The sequence below is a fragment of the Paenibacillus etheri genome, assembly GCF_001012825.1.
Classification (GTDB): Bacteria; Bacillota; Bacilli; order Paenibacillales; family Paenibacillaceae; genus Paenibacillus_AQ; species Paenibacillus_AQ etheri.
In genome coordinates this window covers 26,808-44,432 of sequence record NZ_LCZJ02000020.1, presented here as the reverse complement: position 1 = coordinate 44,432, position 17,625 = coordinate 26,808, and the positions used below count along the sequence as shown (strand labels likewise).

The 17,625-nt window shown below is 44.8% G+C and carries 13 protein-coding genes; 10 read left to right on the top strand and 3 right to left on the bottom strand.

From position 1 onward, the window contains the following. Nucleotides 1-13 precede the first annotated feature (13 nt). Both UQ64_RS12690 and UQ64_RS12685 read left to right on the top strand, forming a co-directional pair. Entirely contained in the window at nucleotides 14-892 is an 879-nt protein-coding gene (locus tag UQ64_RS12690) for a carbohydrate ABC transporter permease (protein ID WP_060623846.1), read from the top strand. 63 nt (nucleotides 893-955) lie between these two features. Further along, nucleotides 956-3,184 (top strand): amylo-alpha-1,6-glucosidase, encoded by a 2,229-nt coding sequence (locus tag UQ64_RS12685; protein WP_060623845.1) that lies wholly within the window; start codon nucleotides 956-958, stop codon nucleotides 3,182-3,184. A 79-nt stretch (nucleotides 3,185-3,263) separates the two neighbouring features. On the opposite strand, the gene UQ64_RS12680 is transcribed toward UQ64_RS12685, so the two are convergent. Then, nucleotides 3,264-4,127, bottom strand: coding sequence for a Cof-type HAD-IIB family hydrolase (locus tag UQ64_RS12680; RefSeq protein WP_060623844.1), 864 nt, complete (start codon nucleotides 4,125-4,127; stop codon nucleotides 3,264-3,266). A gap of 273 nt (nucleotides 4,128-4,400) precedes the next feature. Between UQ64_RS12680 and UQ64_RS12675 the strand changes: the two genes are divergently transcribed. Then, entirely contained in the window at nucleotides 4,401-5,642 is a 1,242-nt protein-coding gene (locus UQ64_RS12675; protein ID WP_060623843.1) for a DUF445 domain-containing protein, read from the top strand. A gap of 156 nt (nucleotides 5,643-5,798) precedes the next feature. Here UQ64_RS12675 and UQ64_RS12670 read toward each other — a convergent pair whose 3' ends face one another. After that, complete coding sequence (locus UQ64_RS12670; RefSeq protein WP_060623842.1) at nucleotides 5,799-6,902, bottom strand: glycosyltransferase family 4 protein; 1,104 nt, start codon at nucleotides 6,900-6,902, stop codon at nucleotides 5,799-5,801. A 182-nt stretch (nucleotides 6,903-7,084) separates the two neighbouring features. Between UQ64_RS12670 and UQ64_RS12665 the strand changes: the two genes are divergently transcribed. Continuing rightward, complete coding sequence (locus UQ64_RS12665; RefSeq protein WP_245237950.1) at nucleotides 7,085-7,858, top strand: YheC/YheD family protein; 774 nt, start codon at nucleotides 7,085-7,087, stop codon at nucleotides 7,856-7,858. On the opposite strand, the gene UQ64_RS12660 is transcribed toward UQ64_RS12665, so the two are convergent. Beyond that, a complete protein-coding gene (locus UQ64_RS12660) occupies nucleotides 7,851-8,666 on the bottom strand; it encodes a hypothetical protein (protein WP_060623841.1) in 816 nt (271 codons plus the stop codon). The two genes, UQ64_RS12665 and UQ64_RS12660, sit on opposite strands and share 8 nt — an antisense overlap. A gap of 383 nt (nucleotides 8,667-9,049) precedes the next feature. On the opposite strand from UQ64_RS12660, the gene UQ64_RS12655 reads away from it, so the two are divergent. From UQ64_RS12655 to UQ64_RS12630, 6 genes are all read left to right on the top strand, one after another. Then, complete coding sequence (locus UQ64_RS12655; protein WP_060623840.1) at nucleotides 9,050-11,254, top strand: PAS domain S-box protein; 2,205 nt, start codon at nucleotides 9,050-9,052, stop codon at nucleotides 11,252-11,254. After that, on the top strand, nucleotides 11,254-11,877 hold the full coding sequence (locus UQ64_RS12650; RefSeq protein ID WP_060623839.1) for a C39 family peptidase: 624 nt from the start codon (nucleotides 11,254-11,256) through the stop codon (nucleotides 11,875-11,877). Before UQ64_RS12655 ends, UQ64_RS12650 begins: the two co-directional genes overlap by 1 nt. A gap of 121 nt (nucleotides 11,878-11,998) precedes the next feature. Beyond that, nucleotides 11,999-13,954 carry a type I pullulanase gene (gene pulA / locus UQ64_RS12645; RefSeq protein ID WP_060623838.1) on the top strand — a complete coding sequence of 652 codons (1,956 nt, stop codon included), beginning with the start codon at nucleotides 11,999-12,001 and terminating at the stop codon, nucleotides 13,952-13,954. Between the two features lie 294 nt (nucleotides 13,955-14,248). Beyond that, nucleotides 14,249-15,733 (top strand): glutamate synthase subunit beta, encoded by a 1,485-nt coding sequence (locus UQ64_RS12640; protein ID WP_060623837.1) that lies wholly within the window; start codon nucleotides 14,249-14,251, stop codon nucleotides 15,731-15,733. 131 nt (nucleotides 15,734-15,864) lie between these two features. Further along, nucleotides 15,865-16,413 carry a phosphodiesterase gene (gene yfcE / locus UQ64_RS12635; RefSeq protein ID WP_060623836.1) on the top strand — a complete coding sequence of 183 codons (549 nt, stop codon included), beginning with the start codon at nucleotides 15,865-15,867 and terminating at the stop codon, nucleotides 16,411-16,413. 146 nt (nucleotides 16,414-16,559) lie between these two features. Continuing rightward, nucleotides 16,560-17,588 carry an agmatine deiminase family protein gene (locus UQ64_RS12630; protein ID WP_060623835.1) on the top strand — a complete coding sequence of 343 codons (1,029 nt, stop codon included), beginning with the start codon at nucleotides 16,560-16,562 and terminating at the stop codon, nucleotides 17,586-17,588. Nucleotides 17,589-17,625 lie beyond the last annotated feature (37 nt).

The following is a 17,625-nucleotide window of genomic DNA, read 5'->3' as shown; positions in this document are numbered from 1 at the left end:
GGGGGGTTCTCCCATTTACGCATCTAACATCAAAGGTCGTATTGCAGATGTTATTATCTGGGTATTTGTTCTAGCGTTTGCCTTATCTTGTCTTATACCGTTAGTCAATTTAGTAGCCATCTCTTTCAGTGACAATGCGGCGGCTTCCGCTAATCTTGTAAGTATATTCCCGGTTAATCCGACATTTAGTTCATATGAAAAGTTATTGTCTGATAGCCAGTTTTGGCGTTCATTTATGATCTCTGTAGAACGGGTAGTGTTAGGCCTGTTTGTGAATATGGGACTGATGATTCTTACAGCCTATCCATTGTCTAAAAGTTCACGAGTATTCACGGGTCAGAAGATTTATATGAATCTCGTTATCTTCGCAATGTTATTCTCAGGCGGATTGATTCCAACCTTTATGGTAGTCAAAGAGCTTAATCTTTTAGACTCCATCTGGTCATTGATCTTGCCGGGTGCAGTACCGATAGGGAATGTGATCTTGCTGATGAATGCTTTCCGTGCTGTACCGAAATCTCTGGAGGAAGCTGCGAATATAGATGGAGCTTCACAATGGAGAATATTAGGTACAATTTATCTTCCGATAGTATTGCCTACGCTTGCCACCGTTACACTCTTTACCATTGTAGGCCATTGGAATGATTACTTTGGAGCCTTGGTGTATATTAATAAAACGGCGAATTATCCATTGCAAACCTATATTCAACAGCTTAGCGTTGAGGTTCAGAATATTACAGATCCTGAAAAATTAATGGAATTAGCAAAAGTTTCGAATAAGACTTTGAACGCTGCTAAAATCGTGGTTTCCACGCTGCCATTATTGTTGATTTATCCGTTTATGCAAAAATATTTCGTTACAGGGATTGTCGTTGGTTCGGTTAAAGAGTGAATATTAGTAGACAGCCGCTATGAGGTTTCATAGCGGTCTATTATTTCAAGTAGGAGGCTCACAATGAATAGCAATCAAGTTCATACATCAATTCTGGATGAAATGAAGACATTTGTCTCTCAAGAAGCCAACCGGGGTATTTCATTTACGAATAAAGAGGCAGCATTTTATTTTACACAATCCCATCATACGGATCATGTGGAACATGCATTTTTTGAGGGACTTAATATTGCTAAGAATAGAATTTTCGGTGGATACACCTTATTCGCAGGTGAGCAGAAGCTAGACAATCGACAATCTGAAGTTTGGGCCTATCCTTATAAAATGGTGCGTAAGCACGCCGATTTGACAGAAGAGCTGTGGTTATTGGATTATCATAATTTATTAGAAATTAGTCTCGCTAATGCGAAGGAAGCCATAGGTATTGTTTTAAGGGGAGAGAATGTTAGCTATATAAACCAACAGGATCATATCGCATTCTTTAGCGCTATCGAGGGAGATTGGGTGATTGCAGTTAGCGCGATCAACCTTTCACCTTTGTACATGGATAATGAAGTTCTAATTGCCGATGCAAACGCTGGGGGTTATTATATCGCTGCAGGTAAGACATCCGAAGAAGCAGCAAGCTTAATCCTTAAAGCTAGACAAGATATTAGCACTTTGAAAGATGAACGTGTTAAGCGGATGGAAGATTTCTTACACCACAATGCCCATCTAACCAGCAGTGATGATACGTTTACTTTAGCTATGAATTGGTTGAACATCACAATGGATCAGTTAGTTACCAGACAGCAGGGTGATGGTATCTATGCAGGACTGCCATGGTTTAACGAATATTGGGGGCGGGATCAATTCATAGCTCTTCCGGGAGCCGTGCTAGTTACAGGGCAATTCGAAACGGCTAGAAATATCTTGCTATCATTCGCAGAGTTTCAGAATACGGACGAAGATTCTAAATACTTTGGTAGAATTCCAAATATCTTGTCTCCTGGAAAGGTGGATTACCATACAACGGATGGTACGCCGCGATTCATTATCCAGTTGCAGGATTACGTTAAGTATTCGGGAGATACAGCGATCATTAAAGAGCTTTATCACAATGTACAATATAGTATTGAAGGTTCCATAAAATATTGGGTAGATGATAAAGGGTACTTGAAGCACGCAGATAATGAAACTTGGATGGATGCCCGGGATGGCAATTTGGAGTCATATTCTCCTCGGGATACCCGTGCCAATGATATTCAAGCACTCTGGTATAACCAATTGCTTGCGGGTGTTTACTTTGCTGAATATATGGATGACAAGGTGAACGCTGATAAATGGAAGGGCATTGCTGAAACCTTGAAGCGCCATTTTGCGGTCGATTTCTTTGATCAAGCGCATCCTTATTTAGCAGACAGACTGGATGCAGAGGACAAGCCAGAATTCTCCTTGCGCCCTAACCAGTTATTTGCTTTTGAAATGTTTGATGATAACGATTTTAAAGCTAGAGCGATTCGTACCGCGTGGGAAGAGTTGGTCTACCCATGGGGCGTTGCTTCTCTAGATAGACATCATCCTTTGTTCCGTCCGTTTCATTTAACTTCTCATTATCCGAAAGACGAGGCTTACCATAACGGTGCGGTTTGGATTTGGCTTAATGGTATTGCGATGCAGCGTATGATTGAAGCGGGGCAGGAAGAAACGGCCTATCAGCTATTCAAGAATATGAACTGGCAGGCCTTGAATTTAGGTGTTGTTGGTGGACTTAGTGAGAATATGGATGCTTATCCTGCGGAAGGTGAGAGCTGGGCGAAGTTGACGGGTGCATACCTGCAGGCTTGGTCCAATGCTGAGCAGCTGCGTGTGTGGTACCAGTATTTCTTAGGTATCCGTCCAGATCTGATTAACAACACACTGACAATTGCTCCAAGAATTCCGCAAGAGCTTGAGTCCTTGGCCTATGATGTGAATATAGGGAATGGACGTATTGAAGCCACCTATAACCGTGGGCCTGAAATCACATACGCCTACACATTCAAGAATGTGGGACTGGAAGTTATGATCGATGTGTCTCCTTTTGAAACGGTATCGCTTGAAGTTAAGCCCAATATGAAGCTGGTTGTAAGACAAGATGATCATACACTGGCAGTTATCTTATATGATGAGAATCGTCAAATGCTCAAGGAGGTTCAGTCAGGGGTATGCGAATCACGTGTTATGCACAATAAGCGGAATAACGAGTTGTTGAAAGACGTTGAGTTTGCAAAGCCATTGAGCTTGGACAATCATCCTTGTATAAAGCTGTAGTAAAAAAAACCTCTGACCCATCCTCAGGATGCTGTCAGAGGTTATTTAGCTGTTTATGATTTAAGCCAGGCATGTTGGTTCAGAATTTAGCCAAGAGATGCTCAAGTCCTGCCGCAACCCCATCTTCCGCATTACTGACGGTAACAAATTCAGCCATTTCTTTTAGAATCGGTGCTGCGTTAGCCATGGCAATCCGGTAGCCGGCCATCTCGAACATCGGTTGATCATTATAGCTGTCACCCATTACGGCTACATCTGTTAGAGAGATGCCATAGTGGGCAGCGAGCATAGCTACACCGGAGCCTTTGTTGGCGTCCTCGTCGTTAATTTCGATATTATTAACATGGGAGGCTGTAATAATGAGGCCGGGGATCGCGGCGAAGCGGGTGGAGGCCTCTTTGAGCAGTTCCCGGTTTAGAGAAAAAGCTAACGTTTTATAAATGACGTTTTCTTCTTTACTCCAAATCTCTTCCATACTTTCGACGTAAGTTACAGCCGCTTGTTGAAACTGCTGATCGATCATTGCTTTTAGCAGCCAGCTGACTTCCTCGGGTACTTCTTCTTCACTCAGTGCAGATAATTTCTCTAACCTTACCCGTTTGTTTAGTTCCACATATACGTTGTCCTCTGTGTACACCTCGTAATACAAATCCGGAATTTCATTCATCCAGCGTAACGCAGGAATGATGTCTTCCTTATTCAGCGGTTTACTTGCTGCGAGCGTGCGGTCAGACAGTGTGACTACTGCACCATTCAGACTGACTACAGGGCATTCCAGATCCGCTAGCCGCAGCTGTCGTTCCGCATCCATAAAAGAGCGTCCCGTAGCAATAATTACGATGTGGCCTAAATTCTGAGCCTTTATAATCGCCTCACGGTTCTTTGGGCTAATTTGTCCTTCTTCATTCAGCAATGTTCCATCCATATCTAAAGCAATCAGCATGTTGTATGATCTCCTTATCCAGTCATAGTTGTCCCCTTCGCGGGCCAGTGAGAACGTTACTTGTATCTTATCATTAATATTCTGAAAACCAAAAACACCTTTTCATTCCTATTCGAATCGTATATTTTTAGAAAATAGTTCAATCGTGGTACAATAGTTGTTAAACTAATCGACTAGCCGAGTCTATCGTCAGTTCATGTTCGTGGGACGTGATCCGTCGGTATTTTTCCTGCGTAAGGACATCGGCAGCTGTGTATGTAAGGGGGACTAATCGTGAGATCCAAAAACTTGGCCACCATGTCACTAGCTTTTATGGCATGTGGGTTTCTGATTACACTATTTCTACCTGAAAATCTCGCCGTGATTCTACTAAGAGGCGGCTTTGAGGCCGGGTTGGTTGGGGGGATTGCCGACTGGTTCGCTGTAACCGCGTTATTCCGCCATCCGCTGGGGCTGCGTATTCCACATACCTCACTGCTGCTCAAGAATCGGGATAAGATTATCCAGTCGTTAATTACCGCTATGGAGACTGAGCTGCTGAACAAAGAGAGTATTGAGAACAAGCTGCGCAAGTTTGGCATTATGTCTATGGGTTCCAAGCTGCTGACGAAGTTCTTTAGCAAGAAGAAGGTGAGAGCCCAGATCCTAGAGCAGCTTAGCGAATTCGTGTCACGTCTTCCGGTAGAGAAAGCTGTGCCTTTTCTTCAAAAGGCAGCTTCCGACTATATTCGTGAAGCGGAGCTTGGGGTTGCAGCTGATAAGATTGTCACTAAATTAATGAACGATGGAAAAGATGTAGCTGCTCTGGATTATGCACTGGAAGGGGTATCTAACTGGAGCGGTCGTCCTGAGACGAAAGCTATGCTGGGTAAGATCGCCAGTGAGAAGCTGGCTGAAGTGAAGCTCGGTGGACTTAAGGGGATGGCTTTTCAGGCTTTCGTTGGATTTATGGATGCAGATATGCTTGGTGAGATGCTGCAAGGCATGCTACAGTCCGGTATTCGCGATTTTCGTGAAGAGGATAGCCCTTATCGTGAAGAGATTATCCGGGAAATTCGGGTGGCGCTGTTCCAGATTGTTAATGATGAGGCTAGAATGGCTTCTGTAAAAGAATGGGCACGCAATGAGCTTGAGGGAGAAGCAGCAACCGCTTTTCTGCATACTCAATTGGAGAACGTACGCAGCAAGGCACTCTCCTTATTGGAAGAGGACCGGGCAGCTGGCGGACGCAAGCTGTTTGCACTATACGCCCTGCTTGTGCGCCGTATTAGCAAGGAACAAGAGTGGATCGGCAGCTGGGAGGAGCGGATTCGCGCTTCATTAATTACATTTGTAGAGGCCAACCACTTCCGAATCGGTCTTTTGGTGAAAGAGAATCTGGATAGCATGGACGATGCTAGTCTAGTGAATATGCTGGAGGATAAAGTAGGTAAAGATCTTCAATGGATTCGTGTGAACGGTGCCTTATGCGGTTTTGTTGTCGGGCTTGTACTTACGGTTGTTCAATTTATTTAAATCAAAGAAGTCCGTCTCCAGTGATTGGAGGCGGACTTCTTTGATTTAAAAATATAAGAAAGTATAAGTTTCACACCGTACTTTATGTCTTGTATTTCTCGCTTAAACGCTCATCGTCCTTATAAGGACGCCGAAGACGTTTATGCTTGTAGGGATCTATTGTTGTACTAAGGCAGCTTGGTAAAGCCGCTCTAAATCAGTTGCCGTACGTTGCCAATTGAAGACCTCAAGCGCATCCGCTCTTCCATGTTTCCCGATGGTTGCTGCCAAATCCGGATTCCGGCCTAGCCGCAGCAAATTTCTAGCAAAGGGCAAGGCTTCGCGATATCTTTCCACCAGATATCCGTTATGGCCGGAGTAGATAATTTCGCGGATACCGCCATTGCTAGAAGCGATGACGGGCAGTCCCGAGGCCATGGCCTCTACATTGACAAGTCCAAAGGATTCATGATTCTGGGAGGGACATACAAAGCAGTCGGCTGCTTGATAAAGGGTATGAATATCTTCATGAGCTACATTCCCAAGGAAGGAGACGGATACGCCTAGTCGCCGTGCAAGCAGCTTCAGCTGTCGCAAATACGAGGGGCTTCCTTTGCCTGCAATTACAAGATGAGCAGGAAGGTGTTTATTTACATGGTACATAGCACGTATCAAGACGGGTACCCCTTTGCGGGGGATGACTCGACCGACGAATAAGACGGTATAGGCCATCGGAAGTCTGTAAAATCTGCGAAGATGGTATTTTTCCTGTGTCGTTACAGGAGTGAATCGATCAAGATCTGCTCCGAGCAGGACGATACGGATTTCATTGTTTAATTGAGGGAAGCGATGGGTCAGTCTTCGTTGTAGAGAATGGCTGTTCGCAATAATCAGATCTGCTCTTGCCAAAGCCCTAGCAGTCTTATCTGTGTCCGGTGTGAATGTAAGAGAATGCAGAAATAGAAGTACCGGAAGATGAGGGAACCGTTTCTTTACAGCAGACATAAGATGGGGGCGATTATCGATCTGAACGATATCAAATGACTCATTCTGAACGTAGTCTAATACCGAAGTACGATAATGGACGGGAGTACTTGCGGGCAAACGAATGATTCTGACCTGCTCCAATATTGAGGCATCGGGCAGTCCCGGTGCTCTTCGGCTCACAATGGTAACCTTATGTTTCTCAGCCAGCCTTCTGGCAATGGCCCAAATGCAGATTTCTACTGAACCGTCTCCCGGAACCGGGAGACGTTCCGGCGCAATAATACAAATATGCATGGTTCATGCCTCCTCTGATCCGCTAATGGTTATCCTCTTCCCACCATATGCAGCTTAAGTATCTGGAGATACATCTGAAAGCGGAGAGGGCGTTCAACCCATGCCATTCAAATAGTTGAAGCATAAAATACTAAGGCTAGGCAAGGCTGTGATTATTATTTGAGTGACAGGGGAGAGGGCAATTGGGAACGAAGTTAAAGTCGGCGTTGACCAGCAAATGGATTAAAACCAAGGTGCTCATGCAAAGTTCAGAGATTTCACCGCTCATTCCAGAAACGGTGAAGTTTAGTAAAGCAAACTTAAAGACGATGCTCTTGAAATATGGGATGATTTACGTTAAACCGGAACATGGCACCTATGGTAATGGTGTGATGAAGGTTGAACAGAGTAAGGATTTTCATGGAACAGAATACAAATACCAAAGTGGAACAAAGATTAAGACCTTTGGAGCCTATGACACCTTTTATTCATCCCTTAAGAAAGCGACACGCGGACGTAGTTACTTGATTCAGAGAGGGATCGTTTTGCTGAAGCACGGAAAGCATCGCTTTGATATCCGTGTGATGGTCCAGCTCAGTCCGCGTGGCAAATGGGAAACGACCGGATTGATCGGCCGAGTAGCTGAGAAAGGCAAGATTGTTACCAATTATCATAACGGTGGTACGCTAATGTCTATGGAGAAACTACTGTCGCCTCATTTGAACGATGCTCAGCAAGCCCAGATGCTTAAGATATTGAGAAAGCTAGGTGAGGATACCGGACGTTTCTATCATAAGAAATATCCTGGCTTTAAACAGATCGGTGTAGATGTAGGTTTAGATAATCACATGACACCTTGGATTATTGAAGTGAATACTAGTCCGGATCCGTATATTTTCAAACATCTTCCTAATAAAAGCATGTACCGCAAAGTGATGGCTTACCGCAGAGCAAGTAAGAAGAAGTCCGCTAGCTGATTTGTTTCTTCGTATTCGCTATAACAAGGGAAACCGTTTGTTCGAGCTCAATTATTTTTTGTTTGTGGGTTGCGATTTGACGATAACCAGAGACCAGTGAAGATAGGGACTGGGTGGTTAGTGTAAGATTTTGTTTGCGAATTGCTGCTTTAAAGTCAGTCCAATCTGCTGAGGCACGTTTGTTTAACGAGGTGATTACGCTCTTGTTAGATTTGATCGTGATTTGAGGACTTTCAATGCCAGATAAGGTTTTACGAGCTTCGGCTATCTTTTGGATACGTGTCTTTTTCGTGGCGCTCAGCTGATTTTGTTTGTCGCTGATCTCTTGCCGTGCCAACTGAACCAAGATTTTCATAGCATCACCTTGGGCGCGCAGTACGGTATTTAAAGTCTTATTCTTAAGAGACTTAGCGATACTAATTCGTTTGTTAAGTGCACTATACTGGTCGAATAAAGGCTGATAGCGCTGCTTGCAGCTCTTAACGGAGGCTTCCAATCGGGTCACTGCTTCAAGATCAATCCCTTTAATTTGTTGACGGACCACAATTAGCGACTGCTCATTATTGTAGTGAAGGATTCGGATCTGCTCCTCGCGCTGATCATACTGCAGCTTTAAGGTGGATAAATCATTGTACAAAGAAGTCAGCTTAACCCTGGCAGGACCTTCTGCCGTCGCGGACGTCAGATCAAAAGCCGCTTTAATAGAAGGGGTTAATTCTGTTATAGATGCAGCAAAAGCTCCTGATGATGTGCTTAGCAGTAGCAGGACCGTCAACAGTAGTAAGGGCATGGACTTAAATACTTTCATTTGTTCTCCTCCTATTGTCGTAACCTAATGACAACAAAAAAAAAGCACCCGTAGCAAAGGCAAAAGCCTTTATTACGGGTGCTTCCAGCGTAATAGGTCACGAACGATATTATTAAAATATAATAAAGTATAAGTTTTACATCTATACTTTATGTCTTATATTTTTCGCAGAAAACGATCATCGTCCCTGAGAGGACGCCGAAGGCGTTTCTACTTATGTTTAATAATAGTTTGTCTCTGAGCATCCAGTCAATATTTAAAATTAAACTATTCCCTATTCAGAATGATACTAGGACATTTCATTACTCACTTCTCTTATCGTATACTGAACTATGAAGGGTATTGAGTGGTGCAACGTTCGCAACAGAGGAGGTCTGGATTAGATGGATAACTCGGTAGAATATAGCATGATGTTAGAACATGCATTTATGAGGTCCCCAGAGGGAATGGCCGTACTATCTTTAAATGATGGTAATGGCAGCTGGCTAAAGGTTAATCCGGCTTTTTACAATCTACTTGGCTTTACGGAAGCCGAGTTTCTTGCTGGGGCTATTTTTGCAGAAATGGGAAATAGACAGTTGTCTTCGAAAGAGCTCTCCTATAGATTGGTGATAGACGAGCTTCAGAATTCCCCAACAGGAAGCTGGAAGAAGGAAGAGTGCTTTCTTAACAAAGTGGCTCACCCGGTATGGCTTTCTCTGACGTTCTCAGGATTTGGAGCAGCAGGACAAGCCCCTTCGTATATTATTGTGTACGCCGAAGATATTACGGACCGAAAGATTGCAGATCAACAAATCGCAGATCATCGAGAGCTAGAGGAACAGATTTTTCAAAGTGAACGTAATTATAGATTGATATCCGAGAACTCGCTGGATTTAATCTCGCGTCATGCTGTTGAAGAGCGTAAACAGTTCGAATTCAAACTTCAGGAGAATGAACAGCGCTATAAATCCTTATTTGAATATAATCCGTCTGCTGTGTACTCAATGAATTTGCAAGGGGATTATTTAACAGCCAATGCGAATCTGGAGAAGCTGACCGGATATTCGCTGGAAGAACTGATCGGAATGTACTTTGGTCCCGTTGTGCATGAGAAGGATATGGAGAAGACGCTGTATCATTTTAACTTAGCCGCTAAGGGATATCCCCAAAGCTATGATCTGACACTTATTCATAAAGACGGGCATTTTGTAGAGATTAATACCACTAATATTCCGATCATTGTAGACGATCAAGTGGTTGGAGTATATGGTATTTCTCGTGACATTACGGAACGTATAAGATATACAGAACAAATTGAGAAGCTAAGCAATGAGTACACCCTTATATTAAATGCTGTATCGGAGGGTATTTTTGGGCTCGATATGGAGGAGAAGGTGACCTTCATCAACCCTGCAGGTTTGCATATGCTCGGCTATGAACATGATGAGATCATGGGGCATTCCTATCTGGATCATATTCAGCAGACAGCGCTTGATGGGATTCATTACCGGCCTGAGGAGTCTCCACTTATCAAGGCCATTAGGTCAGGGGGGTCTTACCAGAGCAAGGATGCAGTTTTATGGCGTAAAGATGGTACAAGCTTTCTTGCAGAGTACCAGGTAACCCCTCTTTTTGATAAAGGCGAACCTAAGGGTGTTGTTGTCGTGTTCAGGGATATTACAGATGAGAAGGAGATCATTCGGGCCAAGGAATCTGCGGAAAAAGCGGACCAGGCTAAATCAGAGTTTCTAGCCATTATGAGCCATGAAATACGCACGCCTATGAACGGCATAGTGGGGATGACTGATCTGCTTGCAGAGACGGAACTGGATGAAGAGCAACGTGAGTACACAAATATTATTAAGGAGAGCAGTAGTTCTCTTCTATATATTCTGAATGAAATTCTCGATTACAGTAAAATTGAGGCCGGAAAAATGATGATCATACATGAGCCCGTGCATCTTCGAGAGGTACTGGACAGTGTAACGGATCTATTTATGGCTAAGGCTTTGGAAAAAAATCTTGAGCTGTCTTACAGCATGGCGCCAGGAGTTCCTACGTTCATTATGGGAGATGCAGGACGATTACGTCAGGTGTTGGTTAATCTGGTCAGCAATGCGATTAAATTCACTGACCGAGGTAATGTCTGTATTTACGTAGAGCAGAAATTGTCCGTGGTTTCAAAGAAATCGACTTTAAAATTTAATGTAAGGGACACTGGGATAGGTATTCCTTTAGAGAAGCAGCATCAGTTGTTTCAATCGTTCTACCAGCTGCACTCCACGTTTAATCGTAAGTATGCCGGGACGGGGTTAGGACTGGCCATTTGCAAGAAGCTTGTTGAGCTGATGGGTGGTGCCATTGCGGTAGAAAGTAGCGAAGGAGAGGGCTCCAATTTCTATTTCACGCTACAGATTAATCCTGAAAGTAGATATGAGGGTGATGAGGAAGAAGTTGCTCAGACAGAGCAAAGACCCGCACAGGAAATGGAACCAGGAGCTGATTCAGAGGTGCCTATGGATGTTGGTGGGAATGTGATTTTACTCCCGGAGGGCCCTGTCCTTTCAGATTCTAAGGCGAACTCTTCAAAAGGAGAAACATCCTGATGAAGCATAGAGGCTCCAGTCTCAGTAACAAACTACCGGCGGATCCATACACACAGTGGGAGGCTGGGGTATCAGCCCCGTCTTCTGCATGTGGACCTGCGACAATGGCAGCTTTAACCGAGTATTGGAATACCCAGCTAGGAATGGATTTTATTCGTGGAACAGGTCATTTTCACTCTAAAGCAGATCATATTAATTACTTATACAGTCATCACGGAGGAACCCCTTTAGGCATGAGTACACGTCGGTTTGTAAAGGGAATTACAGCTTATATCAACGCCTCAATCTCGCCAAAAGGGAAGCATAGGCTATCCATCTCTACTTTTAATGATTTCAATGTATATAAAGCGGAGATTGATGCAGGTCGACCAGTAGCTGTTAAATTTGATAAATGGTTTAATTTTCGGTGGAGAGGGAAATTTGCTTATGACTACCACTGGGTATTAGGAATAGGTTATGAGGTACCTGATAACGGGGATCGTCCAATTCTCATCATTCAGGATAATGGCGTGAGGTATAAGGATGGTAGAATTGCTCTTTGTAAAGAACGACGCATTCCATATTTTGTGAATAAAGACATCATTACGATGGTGGGAATGAATATCTTAGAAACGCCTAGTTAATTACGATTTGACTAGGAGATTGCCCTGAAAAAAATGATCTAACTATTTCGAATCAAACGTTTGCACAAATCCGAGGATCATACTATAATCCAGTTAATAACTGGAAAAGGGGATAGGTGCTTTGTCCGTACAAAAGGAAATGAAGGAACCCATTTATTATGGTGATCCTGCGACTACTAGAGGGATTTCCGTATTCGCTCAGGAGTTTGATCAGTTGTTCAGCTATGACGGGGATGATCTGGGACTTACATATTCATCGGCCTGTTCATCGTTTTGCTTGTGGGCCCCTACGGCTCAAGAGGCAGAGCTAGTAATCTATGACTCATGGCAAGGAGCTGCAGAGTGCAAATATGCTATGATTCGCGATATCCGGGGAACATGGAGAGTTACGGTTGACGGTGACCTGGATGGCAAATTCTATACTTATCGAGTTCGTCTAGGTGAACAGTGGAATGAAGCAGCTGATCCTTATGCACGGGCTGTTGGCGTGAACGGTGACAGAGGTGCTATTCTAGATTTGCGCAAGACAGACCCTGAGCGGTGGACAGAAGATAAGCCGTCGTTTGAGGATCCTGTGGACGCCATTATTTATGAACTTCATTTGCGTGACTTATCCATTCATCCGGCAAGCGGCATGGCTCATAAGGGACAATATCTCGCTTTGGCGGAAGAAGGCACTCGTGGACCTGATGGCATTCTTACGGGACTCGATCATATCGCAGATCTCGGTGTAACCCACGTACAGCTATTGCCTATTTATGATTATTCTACAGAGAGTGTAGATGAGACGAAGCTGGATGAACCCCATTTTAACTGGGGTTATGATCCGAAGAATTATAATGCTCCTGAAGGTTCCTATGCTACGGATCCCTATGTCCCCGGACTACGTATTCAAGAGCTAAAAACAATGATTCAAGCGCTTCATGATCGTGGACTCCGTGTCATTATGGATGTTGTTTACAACCATGTGTACGACGGATATCGCGTGAATTTCACCAAACTGGTACCTGGCTATTATTTGCGTTATAAACAAGACGGGAGCCTGTCGAATGGCTCTGGCTGCGGGAATGACGTGGCTACAGAACGCTTGATGATGTCTCGCTTCATCGTGGAGTCTGTAGTCTATTGGGCCAAGGAATACCATATCGACGGCTTCCGCTTTGATTTGATGGGCTTGATGGATGTCGATACGATGAGGGAAACTCGGCGGCGTCTGGATGGAATAGATCCATCCATTATGACGATTGGTGAAGGCTGGATGATGGGGACAGAGCTGCCGATGGAACGGCTCGCTCATCAGAAGAATGCCTCCCTTATGCCAGGAATCGGACATTTTAATGATGATTTCAGGGATGCTATTAAAGGAAATATCTTTTTGTACGATCAGCCGGGCTTCATCAGCGGAATGATAGGCTTGGAGCCTACGATCAAGGCGGGGATTGCGGGAGGAATTGACTTCAGCCCAGGAATCAAGCAATTTGCCGTGGAGCCTCAGCAAAACGTTAATTATGTGGAGTGTCATGATAATCATACCTTATGGGATAAAATCGTATTGTCCACCGTGGGTGAGACGGTCACTCAGCACCGTTCCATGCACAGACTAGCTTCTGCGATAGTGTTCATGAGTCAGGGAATTCCTTTTATCCATGCGGGTCAGGAGTTTATGCGTACGAAGGACGGGGTGGAGAACAGCTACAAATCCTCGATCGAGATCAATCGTATGGACTGGGAATTGTGTGCTGCGCATCAGGAAGATGTGACGTATATGAAGCAGCTAATTGCACTGCGTAAAGCTCACCCGGCCTTCCGTATGCGAACGGCAGATGACATTCGGAACCATTTGGTTTTTGAAAAAGCACCGGCAAGTGCAGTAGCTTACACGCTGCGTGGCCACGCTGGAGGAGATGCAGCGAAGCATATTTATGTTCTTTTCAATGCGAATGCTGAACAGACCACTGTTCTTCTGCCACAGCTTGGAGCGTGGAAGACCGTCTTCGGGGCTGATCTTACGCAGGAGCTGGCTGGAAATAGGCTAACTGTAAGTGGGATTGGTACAGTAGTTTTGACGGCGAAATAAATAGTCTTTTACAAGATCATTATTAAAAAGCATGTGGAGTAACGTACTTTAATCAGGTACAGTACACTGTGTGCTTTTTTTGTTTTTTTATTTCCTTAATTTGATTGTTTCATTTTACATAAAAAGGTGACATTACTCATTTTCGATGATGATATTGGATGTTAATATGAAGGCATTTACTTTGGCGCTTTAGAGTGGCATAAGCATAACGACAGACAATCATAGAGCGTATTTTTCCTGAGTGCATCGAAACAAAGCTCCATTTTGTGGGGATATTTAGAGAGGATGAAAGAGATGGGGAAAGCAACCGGATTTTTGGAATTTGAACGGCAGACGCCTTCGGAGTGTGAAGCGCTGGAGCGGATTAAGAATTGGGATGAATTCTCGATTCCTATGGATGAAGAGAATCTGCGCGAGCAAGGCGCACGTTGTATGGACTGTGGTACGCCATTTTGCCATGTAGGACGTCTGTTGTCTGGTATGGCTTCCGGCTGCCCTCTGCACAACTTGATTCCGGAATGGAATGATATGGTTTATCGTGGAAACTGGGAGGTTGCACTGAAACGTCTGCATAAGACCAATAACTTCCCTGAATTTACTGGACGTGTGTGTCCGGCACCTTGTGAAGGTTCTTGTACAGTAGGGATGAACGGCAAGCCCGTTACGATAAAGTCGATTGAAAAGTCGATTGTAGATAGAGGTTTTGAAGAAGGTTGGATTGTTCCAGAACCGCCGCTTACTCGCACAGGTAAAAAGGTAGCTGTAGTGGGCTCGGGTCCAGCAGGTCTTGCCTGTGCGGCTCAGCTTAACAAGGCAGGGCATACAGTGACTGTATATGAACGGGCAGACCGGATTGGCGGTTTGTTGACTTATGGTATTCCGAACATGAAGCTGGATAAGAAGACGGTTCAGCGACGGGTAGACTTGCTTGCGGCTGAAGGTGTTACATTCGTGACTCGCATAGAGATTGGGCTAGATATCTCGGCTTCACAACTCAAGGCAGAACATGATGCTGTGGTCCTGTGTGGCGGTTCTACGCAGGCACGAGATCTTCCTATAGAGGGTCATGAGCTGCGGGGCATTCATCAGGCTATGGAGTTTCTGACACTGAATACTAAGAGCTTACTGGATTCAGAGCTTGCTGATGGTGAATACTTGTCTGCGGCAGATAAGGATGTAGTGGTAATCGGGGGCGGGGATACTGGCACAGACTGTGTCGCCACGTCGATCCGCCACGGCTGCCGTAGTGTGATCCAGCTTGAGATTATGCCACAGGCTCCACTGACCCGTCAGCCTAGCAATCCGTGGCCAGAATGGCCAAAGGTTCTTAAGGTGGACTATGGCCAAAAAGAAGCGGCCTCGCTGTTTAAGGGAGATCCACGTCGTTATCTTGTTTCGACGAAACGTTTTGTCGGCGACGATGGCGGACATGTGCAGGAGCTGCACACCGTGCGAATTGAATGGACTCGTAACGAACAGGGACGGATGATTCCGGTTGAAGTACCGGGCAGTGAGGAAGTACTAAGGGCGCAGCTGGTACTGCTTGCATTGGGATTCACAGGTCCCGAAGAGACTGTACTAGGCGAGCTTGGGGTGGAACGCGATGAGCGTGGAAATGCCAAGGCGGAGTTTGGAGCACAAGCGACTAATGTAGAAGGTGTATTCACCGCAGGCGATATGCGCCGAGGACAAAGCCTTGTAGTCTGGGCTATTGATGAGGGTCGTCAGACTGCGCGCGAAGTGGACCGATTCTTGATGGGCTCATCGAATTTACCGTAAGGATAGAGGCATATAAAGCAGGACGTTCCTTTTGGGGGAGCGTCCACTTTTGCGTTGTTAGCATATTCAAGGTTAAAATTGTGATCTAAGAGCAAGATTTACTTAAGTTAAGTCGAAAAGGAGAACACATGATGAAGCTAATATTTATTTCCGATATTCACGGATCTTTATTCTGGCTAGAACGGGCTTTGGAAAAGGTAGAGGAAGAACAGGCAGACAGTCTTGTTATCGTAGGAGACTTTTTATATCACGGTCCCAGAAATCCACTGCCGAAGGGTTATGACCCACAGGGAGTTGCTAATAAACTGAATGAATATAATAAAAAGAAGCCCATCACAGCAGTACGCGGTAACTGCGATGCTGAAGTGGACCAGATGCTGCTGCAATTTCCGATGATGGGCGATTACGTCATGCTCCTGCATGAAGGCAGACGAATCTATGTTACACACGGTCATGGCTTTAGTATTGAGAATTTACCGGCACTATCCGAGAAGGATATCTTTATTCAGGGGCATACCCATATTCCGGTTGCGGATGTAAAAGAGGGAATATACGTGCTGAATCCCGGTTCGATATCGCTACCTAAAGAGAATAATCCGAATTCCTATGGTGTCCTTGAGGGTGGAGAGTTCATCGTTAAGGATTTTGAAGGCAATGTGGTAAAAAGAATTACATTATAAGCTCAGTCAGATCACGTGTGGCCCGAATTTCTTCCAACATTATTAGTGGTCTAGGGAATTGAGCACTAGAACATATTATTGTATGATGAGGGAGGAGTTTTAAGGGTAGAGCTGGCTCCAAATATAATAGTAGAGGTAGTTAACACATGAATCCTAAAGAATTAAACTATACAATGCCACCGGAATGGGGCAAGCATGAACGTACTTTTATCTCCTGGCCGGTGCAGGAATCCATGTGTTTCCCGGATAACCATGAGTCTGTATGCCAAGGTTATGCGGAGATCATCACAGCCATTGCTGAGTTTGAACCGATCAAGGTCATCGTTAACCCGGAGGACGCAGAAAGAGTAGAACATCTGGTTAGTGGACCGAATGTAACGCTGCTGCCTATAGCGCATAGCGATGCTTGGCTGCGTGATAACGGACCTACCTTTGTTGTTAATAAAGATGGCGTTCTAGCAGGCGTGAACTGGAAGTTCAATGCTTGGGGTGGCAAATATTCACCTTGGGACCTGGATGACGAAGTGGCGCCACAGATTCTCGAACACTCACAAGTTACACGCTTTGATGCACCGCTGGTGATGGAAGGCGGCTCGATTCATACGGATGGAGAAGGCACTTTGATTACTACAGAAGAATGTCTGCTCAATACGAACCGCAATCCGGAATTGAAGCGCGAGGATATCGAAGAATACGTGCGGAATTATACAGGTACGGAGACTATTATCTGGCTTAAGCGTGGTTTAAGTGGTGATGAAACCGATGGCCATGTGGATAATATCGCCTGCTTTGCTGCTCCAGGTAAAGTCATTATTCAGGTCTGTGAGGATCCGCAGGACGAGAATTTTGAGATTACACAGGAAAATCTTCGTATTCTGGAGAATGCGACAGATACGAAAGGGCGTAAACTGGAGATTATCCGGATTCAGCAGCCACCACGGGTAGATCATGACGGCAGCCGTCTGACGCTCAGTTATTTGAACTTCTATTTCGTAAACGGTGGAATTATATTGCCTGTGTTTGGCGGTACAGCGGTGGAAACAGATAAACTTGCCGAGGAAGTGCTAGCTGGTTTGTTCCCGGACCGTAAGATTCGTACAGTTAACGGTATGGCGGTCATCACCGAAGGCGGGAATGTTCACTGCACTACGCAGCAAATGCCTGCTCAGCAATAATTGAAGGAAACTAAACGTCCAAAGGGACATTTATATA